This is a genomic window from Winogradskyella marina, assembly GCF_015645385.1.
In the GTDB taxonomy this organism is placed as follows: domain Bacteria; phylum Bacteroidota; class Bacteroidia; order Flavobacteriales; family Flavobacteriaceae; genus Winogradskyella; species Winogradskyella marina.
The window spans coordinates 123,177-143,806 of record NZ_JADOET010000004.1 but is presented as its reverse complement, the minus strand read 5'-3'; the positions used below and the strand labels follow the sequence as shown (position 1 = coordinate 143,806).

Genomic DNA, 20,630 nt, shown 5'->3' with positions numbered 1-20,630 from the left:
TGAGGAGTTAAGTCTTTGTGACTTTTCGAGAAATAATTACACAGAGTTTACGCGAAGATTCACTGAGAAACCTTGCTAAATAATATAGATTATTGGTTTTTTATTTTCAGTATGTTGAATTCAAAAGAAGTATATTACTGAACACTGAACACTGAACACTGAACACTGAACACTGAACACTGAACACTGAACACTGACCACTGACCACTGAACACTGACCACTGACCACTGACCACTGAGAACTGAACACTAATCATCAAAGTTCCTGAATCAAATCTTCAATTCGTAAGCGATTACTGTAATCATATTCATTAACATCTCTTACAAAACAATAGGCACTGATGTCACCTGTTTTTACTTTTTCGGCTAAAACTTCCACTTTATATGGCCCAAACTCTTTTGATTTTTCAATGTAGTAGAATTCGTGATCATAAATGATGGTACTCACTTTCTTTTTGTATTTATCTTTTAAGAAAGCCTGAATGTCTTCTACTGAATTTAAATCATTATCATAGTTGGAAGCATTAATGTACATCGCAAACTCGTCTTTGTCTTGATTGTTAAGAACTAATATATCATCATCTTTAAAAAACGCCTTTACAGTTATAATGCCATCTTCAGTTTTAATGGTGAAACTATTCTGAATGTTAATATTCCAAAATGTTTTAATGACATTATTTTTTCTAGAAATTTCAAGAATATTATCTGCTTTAAACGTATAAATAGATTTCTTTTTAGAAATACCATTGACTAAAACCCATTGTTTATTTATAAAATGAGAATCGTGATGACGCTCATAATTAAAAGGTTTTAAATTAGGAATAGTATTATGTAGGTAATCTTTCATATAACCATATTTCTATCCAAAAGCAGATGCTGTATAACGTTAAGATTTGGGTGTTTATTTCTTAAAGTTAATCTTTTTATAGACGTTTCAAAACTTCTTTCTAATAACTTCGACTAATGGAAAGCGCTTTTCGACTAACTGTAACGTGTTCATTTGTATATGACTGTATTTTTGATATAGCAACGATGTAAGAACGATTAATGCGCAAAAATTTGTGATTTAGGCAACTTAGATTCAATGGTTGTTGTGGTTTCTCTTGTTACTAAGGTTTTAAAACGCAAGTGTTCTAAGCTAATATAATCCTCAATATGTTTGATTTCATCATCTAAAAACATTCTTAAAAAAGCGAACTTAAAAAAAAGTTCGTTTTTTTGTGCTTAATTGTGACCTGAATTAAATTATTGTGTCTTACATTTAAATACTAACTGAAAAGATCAATTTACCCCTTGACAAAAGACGCTATTCAAACCCTAACCGATGAAGCGCTTGTAGAAGCAATCGTGAAAACAAACGACACTATGTTGTTTGAGGTGCTCTATGATAGGTATGCTTCAATGGTTTATAATAAATGTTATGGGTTTGCTAACGGTGTCGATGAGGCTAAAGACTTAACTCAAGATGTATTTTTAAGAGTATTTGTAAAATTAGCTAGTTTTAAAGGCAAGTCTAAATTTTCTACATGGTTATATGCATTCACTTATAACCATTGTGTAAATTACGTCACTAGAAATACGGCAAAAAAGTTTGAAAAGAAATCTGTTAGTTCAGAATATGTAGATATTGAAAATATAGGTGAAGATGTAGATTCTACTCGCGAATTTCAAAATATGAGGGTAGGGCAGCTAAAGGAAGTCATGGAGTTGATTTCGCCTGATGAAAAAATGATTTTATTATTAAAATATCAAGATAATTTATCTATAAAAGAATTAGCTGACGTTTTAGATATTGGAGAAAGTGCGGTAAAAATGCGAATTAAACGAGCTAAAGAAAAACTAGTACTCAAGTACACAAACTATAAGAAAGATGGAAAATCCATTTAAGAACATTGACCAGCCGTTGCAAGAAGTTCCGCAAGAACTGAAAGGAAAAGTTATGCACGATATTGCTATGGCTAAGCTCTTAATGGAGTTGGCAGAACTATTCTCGTACAATATTGGTCATATAATAGATAGTGTCACTAGTAAAAGAAAATAACAAACACCTAACATACCCTAACAAAAAAGTAATATGCAAAAAGTAACAGAATTTAAAGATATAGCCATGCAGTCTTTAACAAACATGTGGTTTGAGATGACTAAAATATTTCCGAATATTTTAGGTGCACTTATTGTTTTAATTATTGGTTGGATAGTCACCAAGTTAGTTATTAAACTTATAAAGAAAGTTTTAAAATTAGCCAAAGTCAATAAATTAGATGATAAACTTAATGATATTGAAATAGTAGAAGGTAAAAAGTTCAATTTTGATACTGTCAAAATTATTTCAAAATTTGTAAAATGGATACTGTATATTATTCTTATAATAACAGCATCAGACATAATGGGATTAGAAATTATATCTAATCAGATTAGTGCTTTATTAGCTTATTTACCACATTTATTCGCTGCGTTAATTATTTTTATTCTTGGTTTACTTTTTGCCAATTTTGTTAAAAAAGGGCTAAGATCATTATTTGAATCTATGGATTTATCAGGAGGAAAATTGATTAGCCAGATTGTCTTTTTCCTATTGCTAACATTCATTTCAATTACAGCTTTAAATCAAGCTGGTATAAATACTGAAATTATTAGCAATAATATAAATATGATTATTGCTGGCTTCCTATTGGCATTTGCCATAGCCTTTGGTTTAGGAGCAAGGGAAGTTGTGGCTAAATTATTGAACACTTTTTATGCACGTAAGACGTTTGAAGTTGGACAGAAAATTACCTTTAACGATACGATTTATACTATAGATGCTGTAAAAAGTATTTCAGTAATACTCAAAAATTCAGAAGGAAAACTAATTGTTCCGATTAAAGATATAGTAGAAAATCAAGTACAAATGCAGGATTAACTATAAGGTTAGGGTTATAGATTTTATGTTTACATAGAATACAATCCTGCACGTGCTTGATGTTTTTAAAAGCCCCTTTTTCATGAATTTGAAAGAGGGTTTTTATTTTAAATTGCTTTTATTAAGTATACAAAGCTATTAACAATAAAGAGATATACCTATAAGATTAATGATTTAAATCCTACAATAGGACTTAATGTTGAGCAATTTGGAGTATTAATTATAACGCTATTATGATTTTTGGGCTCTAATAAAATCAGTAATTAAATACGTAATTAGTTTTCCTATTTTAGTTTCAGATTTTTTTGTTGGTGCCGCTTCACAAATATGTAGATATGTAGCATTGGCGTCTTTACCAAAGTAATTTACAAACTGCCTAGCTTGTTTTACGCTAAAACCACTTGGGGTCATAGCGCTACTTGGTATGTTTTTAATAGCATCACAATCAATTTCAATTCCAAATTTTTTATCAGAAACATGATTTAACGCGTTTTTCATTTCAGAGGAGTAGTCAAGTTCTTTTCTGACTTCTATAGCTTCGTATGTATTGAAGTTTATTGATTTTACTTTCTTTATTGTATTTAGTAAATTACTAGACGTATAGTTTTCATGTAACCCGAAAATAAAATAGTTTTTTAAAAACCCTTCAGCATAAGCATAACTAAACCCATTGCCACTATGTCTGCCTTCTTCTGCTCTAAAATCAGAGTGCGCATCAAAATTCACAACATTTATTTTTTCGTTATTAGCTAGAGCACAACCTTTAATATTTCCATAGGCGTTGTTGTGACCACCTCCTATAATAATAGGTGTTTTACCAGCTTTAATAATTGAAGATACCAAATGCGTTACATCTTTATCTATATCTTCAACAAGGTTTCTAACTTTGGAAAGTTGCTTTTTTTTGGATACATCTAAATCTGCAATCGCATTACGTTGTTTTGTGTAATCTAAATGCCCTAATATTAAAACGCGTTTAGCATTGGTAAGCGCATTACTCTGTATGTTTAACAAAACTTTTAGAGTCGCGTCCCAAGCCTTGTAAGCTCCTGTTTTTCCGAGGTTTGCCGTAATTCCAATATCTTCATTAATTCCAAATACAACGTAATCAACATCTAAATTAACAATATCAACGTATATCTTAGTGAGGTTAGGAATTAACTGAATATGTTCTCCAAATTTTGTTTCACCTTTACGTTTCTTTAAAAGTTGTTGTTTTTCTTTTTCTGTAAATACTATAAGATGTTGCATTAGGATCGATTATTAGAAATATAATATTAAAAGTACATTTTTATTTAGTTACTTTGACCTTAAATCAACAATAAAAAAACAAGAATTAACAATACTTAAAATCAATTAACTTATGGAAGGTTCACAAAAATCGAATACAGGATTAAAGGTAGGATTAGGCATATTATTAGTATTATTTATAGTCACTGCTTTTTATACCTCTAAACTTTACAATGAAAAGCAAGAGAACGAAAAATTATTAGTGAGTGAAAAGAATCAAGTCATGAACGACCTTAATAACATGGCTAAAGATTATGACGAAGCTATTGCAGAAAGCGAAGTGAAAAATCAAGATTTAATGGCTGCTAGAGAGCGTATACAAGGCTTGATGGATTCGTTAAAAGTGTCTCAAAATAGCGTTGGTAGTTTATGGAACTACAAAAAGAAGTACATGGCTTTACAAGAAGAGATGGATGTGTTGTTGACTGAGAATGATCGTTTAAAAGGTGAAAACCAATACTTAGCATCGTCTTTAGATAGTACACAAGTTCAATTAGCTGAACGTACTATGTTTACGGATTCACTTTTAGTACAAAATACAGAACTGGCTACAGTTGTTGAAGATGCAGCAGCATTACAAACCGTAGGATTAGTAGGAATGGGAGTTATTGAAAGAAATAATGGTAAGCAGATACCAACTGAACGTGCAAGACGAAGCGATAAAATTAAAATTTGCTTTACAGTAGCTAAGAATATGCTGGCTGAAGGTGGAGATAAAGAATTATATGTGCAAGTCATAGACCCCAAAAACAACGTTTTAGGGACTAATGATCAGATAGAGTTTGAAGATCAAGTTCTAAACTACAGTTTAATTAGTAGATTTAATTATGAAAACAGAAACTTAAACATTTGTGAGTACATCAATGAATTGGAGGACTCTAAGTTTGAGGAAGGACGTTATAAAGTAAATGTATTTAGCGATAAGGCCTTAATATCTTCTTCAGAATTTGAATTGAGATAATTAAGAGTTATTTAATTAATTCATTTTAAAAATCCAGAAGTTCGCTTCTGGATTTTTTTTGTTATACCTGTTGACCATTAATAATCACATGCTCTATTGGGTTGTGAGCAAACGCATAAGGTATTTCGCTATAGTGATTCATTGGTTTTGTAATAATAATATTCGCTTTCTTTCCTCGCGTTATACTGCCGTACATATTACTAATTCCCATGGCATAAGCTCCATTTACAGTTGCAGCATTTATGGCTTCTTCTGGTGTTAGTTTTAATTTCACACACGCTGCACTGACTATAAAATTCATATTTCCGCTTGGTGAAGAACCTGGATTATAATCGGTTGCAATGGCTAAAGGTAAACCAGCGTCAATAATTTTTCGAGCTTGGGTATACGGAATACTTAAAAAATAGGAGCAGCCAGGTAAAGCAACAGCAATAGTGTTACTGCCTTTTAATGCTTCAATGTCGTTGTCGTTTATTTCTTCTAAATGATCTACAGATAACGCATTGTACTTTACACCAAGAGCAATGCCTCCTAGAATATTGAACTGATTAACATGTAGCTTAGGCTGTAAATTAAATGTTTGTCCTGCTTTTAAAATGGCTTCAGTATCATTAATATCAAAGTAGCCTTCTTCGCAAAACACATCGACAAAATTTGTAATATTTAATTCTGCTGCTTTAGGAATTAACTCGTCTGTGATATAGTTGATATAATCTTGTTTCTTAGATTTAAATTCTTCCGGAATAGCATGAGCAGCCAATAAAGTAGGAATTATTTTTGCTAAACTTTCTTGCTTTAAGCGTTTAATAACGCGAAGCATTTTTAACTCAGCTTCAACCGTTAACCCGTAACCCGATTTTATTTCAACAGCTCCAGTTCCCATAGCAATGAGCTCGTTTAATCGCTGTAAAGATTGTTCAAATAATTCATCTTCTGAAGTATTTTGAAGTGTTTTAGCAGAGTTTAAAATTCCACCACCTTTTTGGGCGATTTCTGCATAAGATAGCCCGTTAATGCGGTCTACAAATTCAGACGTTCTATCACCTGCATAAACAGTGTGGGTATGAGAATCGCACCACGTCGGTAAAACTATTTTGCCAGTGGCATCAATAATGGTTTCTGCATCAAAACCTTCACAATTATTCATTTCTCCAAACTCTATTATAGTGTCGTTCTCAATGTAGAGGTAAGCGTTTTCTATAATTGGTAATTTTTTCATGTCGCTACCTTTAATAATGGTAGTATTATGTTCATGAACTTGAATAAGTTGTTTGATGTTGGTGATCAGTAAAGACATATAAATGATGTGTTTTTTGTAAAGATTGCTATTTTTTTGAATAAAAAAAAACGCTAGTAACAATTAACTAGCGTTTTTAATTTTTCATGAAAGAATTTCTTTATGCTTTTATGAATTTTAAAGTCATTTTATTATTGATTTTAATAGTGTAGATACCTGATGCTAACACCGTAACATTTAGGAGTTCACCATCGGCAAAGTTTCTAACGAGCACTAGTTTACCTAATACATTATAAACGGACACATTCCGAACTTTTCTTGTGTCTACCGCTACAAGATCTTAGTAAACGATTCTGTACCATCTGCTGCGAGATTATTCCTAAATATTTCAATAACATCAGCTCTATGAAAATCGAAGAAATGCATATGTCATCGCTTTACTATTTTTATTTTAAAGCACCCACCATATTTTCTGGTTTTACCCATTCGTCATAATCTTCAGCAGAAACATAACCTAAATTAATAGCTTCTTCTTTTAAAGTGGTGCCGTTTTTATGTGCTGTATTGGCAATCTCAGCGGCTTTGTAATATCCAATTTTGGTATTTAGTGCAGTGACTAGCATTAATGAATTGTTTAATAATTCTTTAATGACTTCGTGGTTTGGTTCAATACCACTAGCACAATGCGCTTCGAAACTCACACAAGCGTCACCTATTAATTGTGCCGATTGTAAAATATTGGCAGCCATCATTGGTTTAAACACATTGAGCTCGTAATGGCCTTGCGTTCCACCAACAGAAACAGCAACATCGTTACCCATAACTTGAGCACAAACCATAGTTAAAGCTTCACATTGTGTTGGGTTTACTTTTCCTGGCATAATTGAACTTCCAGGTTCGTTTGCAGGAATAATAATTTCTCCAATTCCAGATCGCGGACCAGAAGCCATCATTCTAATATCGTTTGCAATTTTATTTAATGAAACCGCTAATAATTTTAAAGCTCCATGGGTTTCTACTATCGCATCGTGCGCTGCTAAAGCTTCAAATTTATTTTCTGCAGTTACAAACGGTAATCCTGAAAATTCTGCAATGTATTTAGCAACCAAAACATCGTAACCTTCTGGTGTGTTTAAGCCAGTTCCTACAGCTGTTCCTCCTAATGCTAATTCGCTTAGGTGTGCTAAAGTATTTTCTAAAGCTTTTAATCCGTGATCTAATTGCGATACATATCCTGAAAACTCTTGGCCTAAAGTCAACGGAGTCGCATCCATTAAATGTGTACGACCAATTTTTACAACCGTTTTAAACTCTAAGGACTTTTTATGAAGCGTGTTTCGTAATTGAATGACACCAGGAATCGTTGTTTCTACAATTTTTTTATAAGCAGCAATATGCATTCCTGTTGGAAAAGTATCATTAGACGATTGTGATTTATTAACATCGTCATTGGGTTGAATCGTTTTTTCTCCTTCACCTATAACATGGCCTGCAATTTGATGTGCTCGGTTGGCAACAACTTCATTAACATTCATGTTACTTTGTGTACCAGAGCCCGTTTGCCAAATCACTAATGGAAATTGATCGTTATGCTTACCTTCTAAGATTTCATCACATACTTGTGCAATTAAATCGCGCTTTTCTTTAGATAGCACATTTAGCTCACAATTCGTATATGCTGCAGCTTTCTTTAAATAAGCAAAACCATTTACAATTTCTAATGGCATAGATGCAGAAGCACCAATTTTAAAGTTATTACGAGAGCGTTCTGTTTGTGCGCCCCAAAGTTTGTCGGCAGGTACTTTTACCTCACCCATTGTGTCTTTTTCAATTCGGTAATTCATGTGTATTGTATTTATTGCTTTACAAAATTAAAGGTTTTGTGAGTTTAATTAGATATAATGTTTGGTTTTATTTAAACAGCTTTTAAGTCAAATAGTTAATAAGTTTTAAATTGAATTGATAAGTATTTTATCAATGACTATTTAATGGATTTATGATGTCCAATTTCAGAACAAAAAACAGAACTCACTGTTACTATCGGTGGATGATATTCTAAATTTATTAGTGTTATTTAAGCAGGAAGGTTGCATGTAGATATTGGTCTAGATGTGTTCAAATTTCAAGAGCTTATTGTTAAAAATAAAGAGCGATAGCCGCTATAAAACATGGTAAATAAGTAGAACTTCCGTACGCAAAGTTGACTGTTCAATTTTTTAAAAGTATTTTAGCTTAGTCTTTTTATTAAAAAAGATAACCAAATCAATCGTATATGGCAACAAATCAGGAGCTTATTGATAAACTTATTGAGAAGTTAGAGCTGCTTTTTAAGAAACAAGCCGAGTTTTCTTCAGAAATAAATAGTCTCAAAGAGGAATTGTATCGCTTAAAATCTGGATCAACTGAGGATGAAACAATTCCAATAAAAGCGTCTACAGAACCAGACCCTTTACCTAAAACAGAAAACGAGAAACTAGAAGCGTTTAATGAAAACGTAGAAGAGCCAGTCGTTGAAACATTAGAACCTGTTTTAGAAACCGAATATCAGGATGAGTTTGTTGCACCTAAAGCAACGTCTGTAGAGGAAAATAAGCCAAAACGGAAATCGAGCCTTGAAAAATTTATAGGTGAAAACATTCTGAATAAAATTGGTATTATTATCACTATTATTGGTGTGGCCATTGGTGCAAAATATTCAATAGAGAATGATTTAATTAGTCCGCTAACCCGAATCATTTTAGGCTATTTTACAGCTATAGGATTACTTGGTTTTGGTATTAAGCTAAAAAAGAAATACGAAGCTTACAGTGCTGTTTTAGTCAGTGGTTCTATCGTAATTTTATACTTTATTACGTTTTTTGCTTATAGTTTTTATGATTTAATACCGCAGCTTCCCACATTTGTGCTCATGGTGATTTTTACAACATTTACGGTTGTTGCAGCCATAAGTTACAATAGACAAGTTATTGCACATATAGGTTTGGTTGGTGCTTATGCTGTTCCGTTTTTATTAAGTAATAATTCAGGACAAGTAGAAGTACTCTTTAGTTATGTGGCGATAATTAATATTGGAATTTTAGTTATTTCTTTCAAAAAATATTGGAAATCGCTCTACTATTCAGCCTTCATATTTACATGGCTAATATATTCAACTTGGTTCATTTTTGAATATTTTGAAGAGGAACAAATCGGTATAGCTTTAAGCTTTTTAAGTCTATTCTTTGTCATTTTTTATATAACATTTTTAGCTTATAAAGTGCTGAGAAAGGAAATGCTAAAAACAAGTGATGTCGTTTTATTACTTTTTAATTCCTTCCTGTTTTACGGCTTAGGCTTTGCTATTTTAGAAAACCATGATACCGGTTCGCAATTATTAGGTCTGTTTACGCTTGGTAATGCGGTAATTCACTTTATAGTGAGTGTCCTTTTCTACAAATTAAAATTAGGCGACAAGAACTTATTTTATCTCGCTTCGGCAATGGTTTTGGTATTTATTACCATTACCATTCCTGTGCAGTTAGATGGTAATTGGGTAACACTATTATGGGTAAGTGAGGCCGCATTATTATTCTGGTTAGGGAGAACAAAAGCGATTAAAGTGTATGAGAAATTGTCTTATCCATTGATGATTTTGGCATTTTTGAGTCTTTTACAAGATTGGTCGTTTGCCTATAGTGCTTATTATGGTATAAATGAAGACGAACAAATAACTACGATTTTTAATATTCACTTTTTAACGTCCTTACTGTTTGTAATTGCGTTTGGTTTTATTGTTTGGTTGTCTAGAAAAGAGGACTATACATCAACATTAAAACCAACCTCAATATGGTCTCGATTGTTGACTTATGGTATTCCAGCACTATTTCTATTCAGTGCCTACTATGCATTCCGATTAGAAATTGAATTTTATTGGGATCAATTATATCATACTTCAAGCATATCAACGCCTTCTGAAGACGTTTACAAGAGGAGCATTTTTAATTATGATTTAAGAGATTTTAAAACTATTTGGGTGCTCAATTATTCATTGCTATTTATGGCGCTATTAGCTATGGTTAATTTTAAGCTGATTAAAAACAAACTTTTAGAGAAAATTGCTTTAGGACTAACAGTCGCCAGTATTTTTATCTTTTTAACGCAAGGTTTACTTGCCATTAGTGAGTTAAGAGAAAGCTACTTGAATCCTTCAGAATACTTTCAAGAAAATAGCTTTTACTTATGGATTCGGTATGTGTCGTTTCTCTTTTTAGCTTTCGCATTGTACACGTGTTATAAGTTTATTAAGCGCGAAGGCATTTCAAAAGGCTTTAAAATTGGGTACGATATTCTATTGCATGTGACTATTATTTGGGTGTTGAGTAGCGAACTAATTCATTGGATGGATATGGCTGAATCTACGCAATCTTATAAATTAGGATTAAGCATACTTTGGGGAGTGTATTCCTTCCTGTTAATTGCTTTTGGCATTTGGAAAGACAAAGTATATTTAAGAATCGGTGGCATGATTTTCTTCGGTATTACTTTAATAAAATTATTCTTTTACGACATTGTGCATTTGAATACCATTTCTAAAACCATTGTGTTTGTGTCGCTTGGTGTGCTACTTTTAATCATTTCATTTTTATATAATAAATACAAAAACCAGATTACGGATGACTCTAACAACTAAGCTATTTCTAAGTTTTCTTATTGGTTCTATGACGTTTTGTGCTGCACAAATGGAAACGTATAACTATAAAAGAGCGTTACAAAATGTGAATGATGAGTGGCATAAAATCACCTTACCAAATGCTGTAATTGGAAAGGTGAACCCAGATTTATCAGACCTTAGGGTTTATGGGTTTACGGCTCAAAACGATACTATTGAAGCACCTTATATTTTACGAATCCTTTCAGACAAAGTAGTACATAAATCTATTCCATTCGATATTATTAATAAAACAAAAGGGAATGCTGGTTATTACTTTTCGTTTCAGTTAAATTCTGAAACGATAATCAATCAAATCAATTTAAATTTTAAAGAGCAAAATTTTGATTGGAAAGTGGAATTACAAGGCAGTCAGAATCAACAAGAATGGTTTACAATACTTGAAGATTACCGTATTCTATCCATTAAAAACCAAACAACGGATTATAAGTTTACAAAACTCGTTTTTCCTGATGCTAAATATGGTTTTTTTAGACTTATTGTAAAACACAATAAGCAGCCGCAATTAGTATCTGCGCAACTATCTAAACATGAAGTTTCTGGCGGACGTTTTGTTGAACACAAGGTTAAGTCTAGTGAAAGCAGAGCACTTAAACAGACTAAAACCACTGAGATTAAATTAGAGTTAGAAGAACCTGTTTCATTAAGTCAAATTCAAATAGATGTGAGTGATACGTTTGACTATTATAGACCGTTAAAAATCGAATACAAAAATGATAGCGTTAAAACAGAAAAAGGTTGGAACTATTACTATAAGACCATTGGCAATGGCACACTAAATTCGCTTGAGGCAAACCATTTTAATTTTGAAAACACCATTGCAAAACACTTAAAGTTAACGATTTACAATAATGATAATCAGCCATTATCTATAGAAAATGTTTCTGTTAAAGGTTATGAACATCAGTTAGTTGCTCGTTTTACAGAGCCTGCAGATTATATGTTGGTTTATGGAAACGCTTCTGCAAGACAACCGATTTATGATATTACTAAGTTTAAAACAAATGTTCCTAAACAATTAAAGGCTCTGAAGATAGGAGAGGAGGATGTTATTCTGCATACAATACAACCAAAAGTGAAACCCTTATTTGAAAATAGTTATTGGCTTTGGGGAATAATTGGAGTCGTTATTTTGTTGTTGGGAGGCTTTACTTTAAAAATGTTGAAAAAGAATTAAGGTATTTAACCTACAATCTTCCCGTCGACCATAGTTAACTTGCGGTCTGCCATAGCAGCTAATTCTTGGTTATGGGTTACAATTACAAAGGTCTGATTAAACTCATCTCTTAATTTAAAGAATAAGTTGTGTAATTGATCTGCAGACTCACTATCTAAATTTCCAGAAGGTTCATCAGCAAAAATAATATTCGGATTGTTTATTAAAGCTCTTGCCACAGCAACACGTTGTTGTTCGCCACCAGACATGCTATTTGGTTTGTGATGGATGCGTTCACTTAAACCTAAATACTCTAGTAATTCTTTGGCACGTTTTTCGGCATCAGCTTTTGGTGTATTATGAATAAAAGCAGGAATACAGACGTTTTCTAAAGCTGTAAATTCAGGTAATAACTGATGGAATTGAAAAATAAAACCGATGTTCTTATTTCTAAACTTTGCTAAAGCTTTGTCATTTAAGGTTTTAATCGATTGGTCGTTTATAACTAGTTCCGTGTTTGATGTATAATCGGGTTTATCTAAAGTGCCCAAAATTTGAAGTAGTGTGGTTTTACCGGCACCAGAAGCACCAACAATAGAAATTACTTCACCTTCTAAAATGGTTAAGTCGACACCTTTTAAGACCTGAAGATCTTTATAAGCTTTCTTAATCTGTTTTGCGGAAATCACTGTTTTACTCATACGATGTGAAATTAATACTTAATGCCTAATTCTACAAAACTAAGCATCAGATTTATTAGAATTGAAAACAGATTTTATACCATTAAAGTCTAAAAAATATTGAAGACGTACAGAAAACGTATGTTGCATAGGTTGATCGAACAACTTATCAATGCTTTGCGAATAATTATACTCAGCAATAGCATCTGAATTAAATAATTGATTTCTATACAAAGCGGTTAAAAAACTGCCTGGTGCAAATTGCCATGAGTAACTCAAATCTATATTCCAGGTGCTAAAGTTAATATTAGGATCGTTACTAACACTATCTACAGTATACCCAGCATCTGTAGTTAAGCGACCAGAATCTAACAACGTAAATAAGTCGTTATCATAGCTAACCGTATCCCAATAATGTCTAAAACTAAGTGATAGAGAATTATAAGGATTAAAGGCGTAGTTTGAAGATATGCTGTTTGTTACAATCTGTCTGTTGCGTTCTCCAAAAATAGACTGTTCATCTTCTCGTGTTGCAAAACCTCGTCCTCCGTTAGTAAAGTCGTAGTAAAATTGATAAATCAATAATAGTTTATCGTTGATTCTTACGCGAGGTTCAACTTCAATATCATAGGTGAATTTATCTCTTCCAGTTTCAAATAGTGCTCCAACATTAGCTCTAAGGTCTAATGCAAAAGTTCGGTTGTAATTAGAGGAAAGATAACCTCCTGTTGTAACAAAATTTTCATAGATAAACGGTCTGCCATCACGAGACTCAAAATAATCCTTTTGTTCACCTGGCTCTATGTCTATACTAAAACCAAATCCATCTAAACCTTTGGTTGTCGCTCTATAAGAAGCTCCTAAGTTAAATTGCGAATACACATTAGGCTCTACGAGTCGGTTATAATTAAAATAGGTGCTAATAGTGTAGTTGTTTAGATTTCCACTTGGCTCAAAAGTTTGGTATGAAATATCTGTACCAAAATTATTGTAATTATTTCTGTAAAGTAGTCCTAAGTCGTTAATGTCAAATTTGGTGTCTGCGTAACTATGATCAAAACTATAGCGCAAATTGCCATGAATTTTAGCAAGTCTCAAATAGCTGCTGAAACCCGTTTCATTCGTAGTGTTTTGGTAATTAACATTACTCATTCGTAAATCAGTAGCGATGCTAAACGTGTTACGTTTATTAATTAAGTTAGCCACTAAAGCTGTCGCATTGGCATCTCTAAAATGCCCTTCTCTAAGTACATTGGTGTTTATTAAACTTACAGACGAGTTGCCATTGAATTGCTGATCTACAACCAAAATATTGTAATTAGTGAAAGGCTCTACAACTGCACTTCGTTTTTCGTCAGTAAGCGTGTTTTTTATATTGGCCGTCGTCTTTTCTGTAATAGCATTAAAAAAGCCAATACCTAAACCATTTTTGGTTCTACCAGAGACTTTTACTGCATTTAAAACTTTAACTTCATTGGGAACATTGGCTTCTTCGTTCTCATTAAGGTTGAGTTTGCCACTTGGTCTGTTTCCAATACGTCTAGAGAAGAATAAATCTCCTTTAGAAAATAAATCGACTCCTTCAGTAAAAAATTGACGTTGCTCCGAGAAGGTTTGTTCAAAAGGACCAAGGTTTAATTCTACATTATCAAATCCGGCCTGACTAAAATCGGGAACCAAAGTGGCATCTAAAGTAAAATTATCTGTAAGTCCGTATTTAACATCCATACCGAATTTTAAATCAGTGTCTGTGTCGCCGTCAAAACTATTTATTATTCCTGTGGTAAAAGGATAGAGGTTTAATCTCATGGGTGGTTTTACATCTTTTAGACCTTTTACTTCAGCATGGTATAATCCGGAATAACCTTGAGTTGGGTCAACAGGATTCCAGGTAAATCGTGCTCTAGATCGTCTAAATTCTCTATGAAACTGAACTCCCCAAGTCGGCTCGTCTTGATCTGAAAAACGCAAGGTTCGGTAAGGGATTTTCATTTCTACAATCCAACCATCATCCATAATTTTAACAGCACTATCCCAAACAGCATTCCAGCCAAAATCTTCTCCTAAAGTTGGGTTTTGAAGTGCATCTGCTTGCTGCCCTGAACTAAAGACGTAAAAAGCCGTGTCGTTTTGTGCGTCGTTATTTGGGTTGAGCACTAAAATAAAGTAATCGGTTTGTCCAAAATTATCTCTACTAGTGAGCTGTTTCATTATTTTGGTTGGATCGTCATAGAGGTATGCCGCAACATAAATTGCGTTATCGTCAAAAGTCATTTTTACTTCGGTACGCTCATCATGTGGAGCTTGTTGACCAATTTCAGGTCTTTGGGATACAAAACCAGTAGCTGTCTCTGCATTTTGCCAAATAGTATCATCTAAAATGCCATCTATTTTAGGAGCTAAAGTAGCACGATTAATATTTAATGTTTTTTTATTTTGAGCTAAGGTGACATTGACCAAACACAAAAGTGTAGCAATAAAGACACATAGAGAACGTGCGTTCATAGTTAGTTTATGGTAGTTTTGTTAAGTGTAAAGATGTAAGTATTTAGCGGTTGTTACATCTTAATTTTACAAAACTAAGTTCTCAGATTGGTCAAACCTCTTAATTAAACGTTAAAAACGACGTGAGTTTTATGATTTAAAGGTCTTAATTGTAAAATGGCAGTCTTTTGTGATTTGGAATAATTATTGTTTTAGATTAGCCAGTAATTAATACAAATTTTGGGAAATCGATTTTTTGAGATCCTGAAATAAATTCAGGATAAATGAACAAATACAAAAAATTAGGATTAGGTCTTCTCTTTGACGCTTTAGGATTAGTGTCTTTTATAATACCTGGAATCGGAGAATTTTCAGACGTTGTTTGGGCGCCAATTTCAGCATGGTTAATGACCAAATTATATGCTGGAAAAGCAGGTAAAGTAGCAGGAGTGATAACTTTTGTTGAAGAAGCCTTGCCTGGCTTTGATGTCATTCCATCATTTACATTAATGTGGTTGTACACTTATGTTATTAAAAATGAAAAAACGACGAAAGAAATTGAACGTTAAACAGATAAATTAAGCGTTATATTAAGCACAGTTGAAAATGAATTTATAGAGTTTTCAACTGTGCTTTATATGACATTAGTACTACAATGTGTAGTTTACACCAATATTAATATTACGTCCCATATTTAAAATACCATCTGGTTTTAATCGAGATAAATGATGTACATATGTTGTATCTAATAAGTTAGTTGCAGAAATTGAAACATTTGTATCATTATTAAATAGTTTGAACGTACCTCCAACACCAACACTTAATAAATTATAAGCATCTGAAGTGGTTTCAAAAGCATTCACATTATTTTGTGCAAATGTCGAACGTAACTTTACAAAAGCATTTATGTTTTTAATGTTTTCAGAATTAAATTCTACACGAAATGTATTGGTTAATGAATTTGCAGGAATTAATGGCAAGTATTCATCGTTATCTTGTTGTCCGGTAACCGTTTCAAAACTACTTTCTAAGTGCAACCAGTGAATTGGGTGTGGATGAAAATGCAATCCGAATTCTCCTCCGTATAAGGTTGCATTTTCTTGCTCGTATAAAAACACAGGGTCATCATTAATTAATTCACCGTTTGGATTTAAGAAAATATAGTCATTCACTATATTATAAAAGCCATTAGCAAATAATTCTATGTGCTTATTTTTATATTCTAAAGCCAAATCAACTTGAAAGTTTTGCTCGTTGCTAAGATTCATATTTCCAATTTCGTAGCGATTTGTACCATGGTGTGAACCATCTGAAGCTAATTCTGATAGATTTGGTGCTCTAAACCCTGTTGCTAAATTTAGTCTTGCGGTAACCTTGTTAAAAATATCTGTTTTAACACCTAAAGCTCCATTAAAGGAATTGAATGTATTGTCGCTATTATTTTCAATTGCAATAGATCTATAATCGTAACGCGCTCCTAATTGAACATCTAGCGTTTCAAAATGAATGTGTGACGTGGCTAAAACACCAAAATCGTTTGTTGTTGCGTTTGGAATTAAAACTTCTTCACCATAATTGGTATTCACTTGATTCATACCTTGAACACCAATAATAGTTTCGAATTTGCCAAGCGTAGGAAGGTTGTACTTTACGTCGTAGCTAAAGGTTTTTAACTTCATATTTAAAGCTGCTTCTAAAATCTCATGCTCGTCGTGGTCATCATGGTCATCATCCTCATCGTGATCATCATGGTCGTGGTCATGATCGTGGTCGTGGTCATGGTCATCATGGTCGTCGTGATCATGATGCTCTTCAAATTCTTTTCTATTATTATAGATGTAACCCAAAGTGACATCTAAACTAGAGTCTTCAAAAAACAAGGTCGACTTTGAGCTAAAAATATGATTGTCGATATTTTGATATGGTAATAATGGTGTTTTTGCCGTAGATTGAACTCCAATTTCTTCAGGTAAACCTAATTTAGAGTTATTTAAATTATATCGAAATTCTGTTTTAAAATGTGAATTTTGATAGCCTAAGCCAGCTTTAAAATCTTGTTCTCTATAACGTGTATTGGTTACACGATAGTTTTTAGTATCGTAATCGGAATGTTCTGTTAAACTTCCTCTAAATAAAAATTTGAATCCATTACTAGACGATTTATAACCTGCGTTTGTAGAATAGCCTTTAGTGTTAGTAAAATAATTTACAGAAGCATCTGCAGACGACTCATTTTCTTGAGCAAATCGTTCAGGGTTTAAATACAAAACACCACCTAAAGCATCGCTACCATAGAGTAGGGAAGCAGGTCCTTTTATAACTTCGACGCTCTCAATACCAGCGTCATTGATACCAAGTCCATGTTCGTCTCCATATTGCTGGTTTTCTAAACGTACTCCTTGTGTATACACTAAAACACGGTTAGAACTCAGTCCTCTAATTACAGGTTTACCAATGCTGTTACCAGTACTTATGCTTTCTACACCAGCTATTGAGGTTATGCCTTCTGCTAGTGTTACTGCGCCAGAAGCCTTTAATTCTTTTAACTTTTTTTGTTCAACCTTCATGACGTTTTCACTCTGAAGTTTATGAAAAGGTGTAGAGATAATAACCTCTTCCATTTCCATAGCAGATTCAGATAATAGAATAGTTAACGTCTCTTCAGAAGGAACCGTTACCGTAATCGATTGGGATTGAAATCCAATGTATGAAACAACAACTTTAAATACGCCTTTCTTTAAATCTAGGCTAAATTCCCCTTTGTCGTTTGTAGTTGTACCTGTTTCTAGTTCTGGTAAATATATAGTTGCAAACGGAATTGCTGCTTGAGTGGTGTTGTCTAAGACTGTACCTTTAATAGTGTTTTGAGCATAGGTGTTTATAAACACAATGCTGAATACGATAACTAATAATCGCTTCATAAATAAATGATTTAATAATAAGTAATAAATGAAATTTTAATTTCTGGGCATTAAATCAGTTGAGGAGGCCCTCTAAGTACTGTTTGAAGTTTTTGAAAATCACTAACAAATTCATATTGAGAATTTGTTATTTTGAAATTCTCTTCTTCTGAGACTAGTGTATCTAACTTATTTTTGAAGTAAAATTGTGTAGTAAGCTTAAATTTATAGAAATCACAATCGATATCAGCTTCGTGAAAATGTGTGGTTAAAGAACCGTCATCGTCACAAACGTTATGCGTGTGGTGTGAAAACGCATGATTTAATTTTACAGCCGAAGGAAACAGTACAGCTAGGACTAATAGCAAAGTAAAAGTCTTAAATAATACAGTTGTAAGGGTGTTAATATTCAATCGAAAAAACGTTTTAATCCTAATCTTCTCAGCATTTTCTTTTCAAATTCCCAAAAAAACTTGAATTGCCCAAAAAGCCATCCAAACGTTACTAAAAGAATTTGGTAGAAAACGAGCCCAATGATAATGAATAAAAACCAATAAAGAATAGGGTTTAAGTTTTCTTTAGTAATTCCCATAAGTACCATAATTGGTCTGCCAACAAACAAGGATGATGTCCCAGTAAACGCAAATACCATAAAGACACGAATCATTTCCCACTTATAATCTAAAACCCACTTGGTTTCTAGCTTTTTGAATAAGAATAAGGTCAATTTTAATAGTAAAAAGAAAATAACAATTGAGACACTTAGTATTGGAGCTAAGCCATACTCATTAAGTAGAGCATTTGAGATTTTAATAGCCGAATAGCCTAAAATAAGTAAACCAAAAAAGGGAAATAACAACTGCCAATTGTGTTGAATTTCCCAATGTTTTTTAAATTTTTCCATAGCACATTTTCAGTGCTGCAAAATTAGTAAATTAAGATGTCTTTTTATACTAAATTCTGGGTGTAAACGAAGATAAGCGTTGTTTGTACTTTAACTGAAAATAGAGAAAGTAATTGTATAGTTTATAGTTAACCTCGTAACCGTAATCTGTACGTGTATCGTAGTCTATTCTAACTTCATATAGATTAGGGTCGTAGGTGTAAGGTTGTAAATTTCTTTGATTCCATCCTTGCACTAAAATAGCATTTCTAGATTCTAACCACTCTTGAGTATGGTAACCTTCTGGTCTGGCTGTAGATAATAACCACGCGTTAAATCCTGGTTCTATGATTATGATTTCGTAATCATTTTCATCGCTACTAATAGAAACAGTATCACTTTGTACTAAGCTGTGTTCGTTAGCATTATTAATGGTTGGAGTGTTATTATACGACTTACAACTTGCAATAACGATAAGGATAATAATAAATGGGATAATCTTTTTCATATGTATTAAAGGTATTAAAAAATTGAATGAACTTTTATGATTTTAGGTCATTTTAACACTACAAATCAATGCGATTTTTAATAGACATACAATTATAACTGCGTAAACTATAGGTTTTAATGCGTGAAACTATCGTTTTTATAAGTCTACACGTTTAGCAACAAAAAAAGCAGCTCGTTAAAACTGCTTTAATATCTAAAAAAGGATAGAATTTTATTTTCCGAATAATCCGCCTAAAAGTCCACCAAGACCTTCTTTACTCTTATTTCCTCCTAAAACCATACCAGCGACATCGTCAATAACGCTTCCGTCACCATCTGCATCTAATATTTTTTCTAAGAAGCTTTGTTCGTTAGCCGTATCATTACCACCGAGTAATCCACCTAACAGTCCACTAATGTCTGATTGTGAACTTACATTGTTTTGATTGGCTTGTTTTCCTAAAACTCCCATTAAAATTGGAGCCGCTACTTTAAGAATGTTACTAACAGAACCAGCATCTACACCAGCTTTCTGACCAATAACTTGTTCTACTCCTTGTTGTTTATTACCTAAAACATGACTAAGAATTTTAGATCCATCATTTTTTACGTTATCATCAACACCACCTCCAAATAAACCGCCAAGGTTATCTAGGATACTTCCGTCATGTTTGCTATTTAAAGCTCCCATAAGACCTGCAGCACCTTCTGGTGTAGAAGCGTTACGCTCCATTGCTTTCATAAGCACAGGTAATGCCATAGTTAAAACACTACTTGTTTTATTTTGATCTGTTCCTGTAGAACCAGAAACACCACTTATGATATTTTTTCCTAAATCACTGTTTAATAAATCTAATATTCCTGCCATTTTTATGTTTATTTTAAGTTAAAAATTTTTGAATGTTTCAAGGTACAAAAAAAAGTCCCACAAATGTAGGAC

21 protein-coding genes are annotated in these 20,630 nt (G+C 32.8%); 7 read left to right on the top strand and 14 right to left on the bottom strand.

Annotation, left to right across the window (positions count from 1 at the left end):
* Positions 1–256: 256 nt before the first annotated feature.
* The 3 genes from ITJ86_RS06880 to ITJ86_RS06870 all read right to left on the bottom strand — a co-directional run bounded on the left by ITJ86_RS06880 (position 257) and on the right by ITJ86_RS06870 (position 1,182).
* The gene (locus tag ITJ86_RS06880) at positions 257–847 is read right to left on the bottom strand and encodes a hypothetical protein (RefSeq protein WP_195870889.1); all 591 of its coding nucleotides are present in this window, start codon (positions 845–847) and stop codon (positions 257–259) included.
* A 100-nt stretch (positions 848–947) separates the two neighbouring features.
* On the bottom strand, positions 948–1,055 hold the full coding sequence (locus ITJ86_RS17615; protein ID WP_195870888.1) for a hypothetical protein: 108 nt from the start codon (positions 1,053–1,055) through the stop codon (positions 948–950).
* On the bottom strand, positions 1,045–1,182 hold the full coding sequence (locus ITJ86_RS06870) for a histidine kinase (protein WP_195870979.1): 138 nt from the start codon (positions 1,180–1,182) through the stop codon (positions 1,045–1,047). The genes ITJ86_RS17615 and ITJ86_RS06870 overlap by 11 nt, the downstream gene beginning before the upstream one ends.
* 111 nt (positions 1,183–1,293) lie before the next feature.
* Here ITJ86_RS06870 and ITJ86_RS06865 point away from each other — a divergent pair, with 111 nt between their 5' ends.
* The 3 genes from ITJ86_RS06865 to ITJ86_RS06855 are packed head-to-tail and all read left to right on the top strand — an operon-like array spanning position 1,294 to position 2,902.
* Complete coding sequence (locus ITJ86_RS06865; protein WP_195870887.1) at positions 1,294–1,887, top strand: RNA polymerase sigma factor; 594 nt, start codon at positions 1,294–1,296, stop codon at positions 1,885–1,887.
* Positions 1,871–2,041 (top strand): hypothetical protein, encoded by a 171-nt coding sequence (locus tag ITJ86_RS06860; protein WP_195870886.1) that lies wholly within the window; start codon positions 1,871–1,873, stop codon positions 2,039–2,041. Before ITJ86_RS06865 ends, ITJ86_RS06860 begins: the two co-directional genes overlap by 17 nt.
* Before the next feature lie 33 nt (positions 2,042–2,074).
* A complete protein-coding gene (locus tag ITJ86_RS06855) occupies positions 2,075–2,902 on the top strand; it encodes a mechanosensitive ion channel family protein (protein ID WP_195870885.1) in 828 nt (275 codons plus the stop codon).
* Positions 2,903–3,133: 231 nt separating this feature from the next.
* Here ITJ86_RS06855 and ITJ86_RS06850 read toward each other — a convergent pair whose 3' ends face one another.
* Positions 3,134–4,153 (bottom strand): formimidoylglutamase, encoded by a 1,020-nt coding sequence (locus tag ITJ86_RS06850; RefSeq protein ID WP_195870884.1) that lies wholly within the window; start codon positions 4,151–4,153, stop codon positions 3,134–3,136.
* 112 nt (positions 4,154–4,265) lie between these two features.
* On the opposite strand from ITJ86_RS06850, the gene ITJ86_RS06845 reads away from it, so the two are divergent.
* Entirely contained in the window at positions 4,266–5,153 is an 888-nt protein-coding gene (locus ITJ86_RS06845) for a chromosome partitioning protein ParA (RefSeq protein WP_195870883.1), read from the top strand.
* 61 nt (positions 5,154–5,214) lie between these two features.
* On the opposite strand, the gene hutI is transcribed toward ITJ86_RS06845, so the two are convergent.
* The 3 genes from hutI to fumC form a co-directional block, all read right to left on the bottom strand.
* Entirely contained in the window at positions 5,215–6,450 is a 1,236-nt protein-coding gene (gene hutI, locus ITJ86_RS06840; RefSeq protein ID WP_195870882.1) for an imidazolonepropionase, read from the bottom strand.
* A gap of 100 nt (positions 6,451–6,550) precedes the next feature.
* Entirely contained in the window at positions 6,551–6,694 is a 144-nt protein-coding gene (locus ITJ86_RS17610) for a T9SS type A sorting domain-containing protein (RefSeq protein WP_195870881.1), read from the bottom strand.
* 142 nt (positions 6,695–6,836) lie between these two features.
* Complete coding sequence (gene fumC, locus ITJ86_RS06830) at positions 6,837–8,234, bottom strand: class II fumarate hydratase (RefSeq protein ID WP_195870880.1); 1,398 nt, start codon at positions 8,232–8,234, stop codon at positions 6,837–6,839.
* Positions 8,235–8,662: 428 nt separating this feature from the next.
* Between fumC and ITJ86_RS06825 the strand changes: the two genes are divergently transcribed.
* Both ITJ86_RS06825 and ITJ86_RS06820 read left to right on the top strand, forming a co-directional pair.
* The gene (locus ITJ86_RS06825; RefSeq protein WP_195870879.1) at positions 8,663–11,059 is read left to right on the top strand and encodes a DUF2339 domain-containing protein; all 2,397 of its coding nucleotides are present in this window, start codon (positions 8,663–8,665) and stop codon (positions 11,057–11,059) included.
* Positions 11,043–12,275 (top strand): DUF3999 family protein, encoded by a 1,233-nt coding sequence (locus tag ITJ86_RS06820; protein WP_230080243.1) that lies wholly within the window; start codon positions 11,043–11,045, stop codon positions 12,273–12,275. Before ITJ86_RS06825 ends, ITJ86_RS06820 begins: the two co-directional genes overlap by 17 nt.
* Positions 12,276–12,280: 5 nt before the next feature.
* Here the strand turns inward: ITJ86_RS06820 and ITJ86_RS06815 are convergent, their stop codons facing one another.
* The gene (locus tag ITJ86_RS06815; RefSeq protein ID WP_195870974.1) at positions 12,281–12,943 is read right to left on the bottom strand and encodes an ABC transporter ATP-binding protein; all 663 of its coding nucleotides are present in this window, start codon (positions 12,941–12,943) and stop codon (positions 12,281–12,283) included.
* Between the two features lie 51 nt (positions 12,944–12,994).
* Positions 12,995–15,439, bottom strand: a complete 2,445-nt coding sequence (locus ITJ86_RS06810) for a DUF5916 domain-containing protein (RefSeq protein WP_195870878.1) — start codon at positions 15,437–15,439, stop codon at positions 12,995–12,997.
* 263 nt (positions 15,440–15,702) lie between these two features.
* Here ITJ86_RS06810 and ITJ86_RS06805 point away from each other — a divergent pair, with 263 nt between their 5' ends.
* Positions 15,703–15,987: a hypothetical protein gene (locus ITJ86_RS06805; RefSeq protein ID WP_195870877.1), complete on the top strand. Its 285-nt coding sequence runs from the start codon at positions 15,703–15,705 to the stop codon at positions 15,985–15,987.
* Between the two features lie 81 nt (positions 15,988–16,068).
* Here the strand turns inward: ITJ86_RS06805 and ITJ86_RS06800 are convergent, their stop codons facing one another.
* The 5 genes from ITJ86_RS06800 to ITJ86_RS06780 all read right to left on the bottom strand — a co-directional run bounded on the left by ITJ86_RS06800 (position 16,069) and on the right by ITJ86_RS06780 (position 20,558).
* Positions 16,069–18,339: a TonB-dependent receptor gene (locus ITJ86_RS06800; RefSeq protein WP_195870876.1), complete on the bottom strand. Its 2,271-nt coding sequence runs from the start codon at positions 18,337–18,339 to the stop codon at positions 16,069–16,071.
* 50 nt (positions 18,340–18,389) lie between these two features.
* Positions 18,390–18,686: a hypothetical protein gene (locus ITJ86_RS06795; RefSeq protein ID WP_195870875.1), complete on the bottom strand. Its 297-nt coding sequence runs from the start codon at positions 18,684–18,686 to the stop codon at positions 18,390–18,392.
* 41 nt (positions 18,687–18,727) lie between these two features.
* A complete protein-coding gene (locus ITJ86_RS06790; RefSeq protein ID WP_195870874.1) occupies positions 18,728–19,222 on the bottom strand; it encodes a DUF6787 family protein in 495 nt (164 codons plus the stop codon).
* Positions 19,223–19,271: 49 nt separating this feature from the next.
* Positions 19,272–19,709 (bottom strand): DUF6146 family protein, encoded by a 438-nt coding sequence (locus tag ITJ86_RS06785; RefSeq protein ID WP_195870873.1) that lies wholly within the window; start codon positions 19,707–19,709, stop codon positions 19,272–19,274.
* Positions 19,710–19,922: 213 nt separating this feature from the next.
* Complete coding sequence (locus ITJ86_RS06780; RefSeq protein ID WP_195870872.1) at positions 19,923–20,558, bottom strand: DUF937 domain-containing protein; 636 nt, start codon at positions 20,556–20,558, stop codon at positions 19,923–19,925.
* Positions 20,559–20,630: the final 72 nt, after the last annotated feature.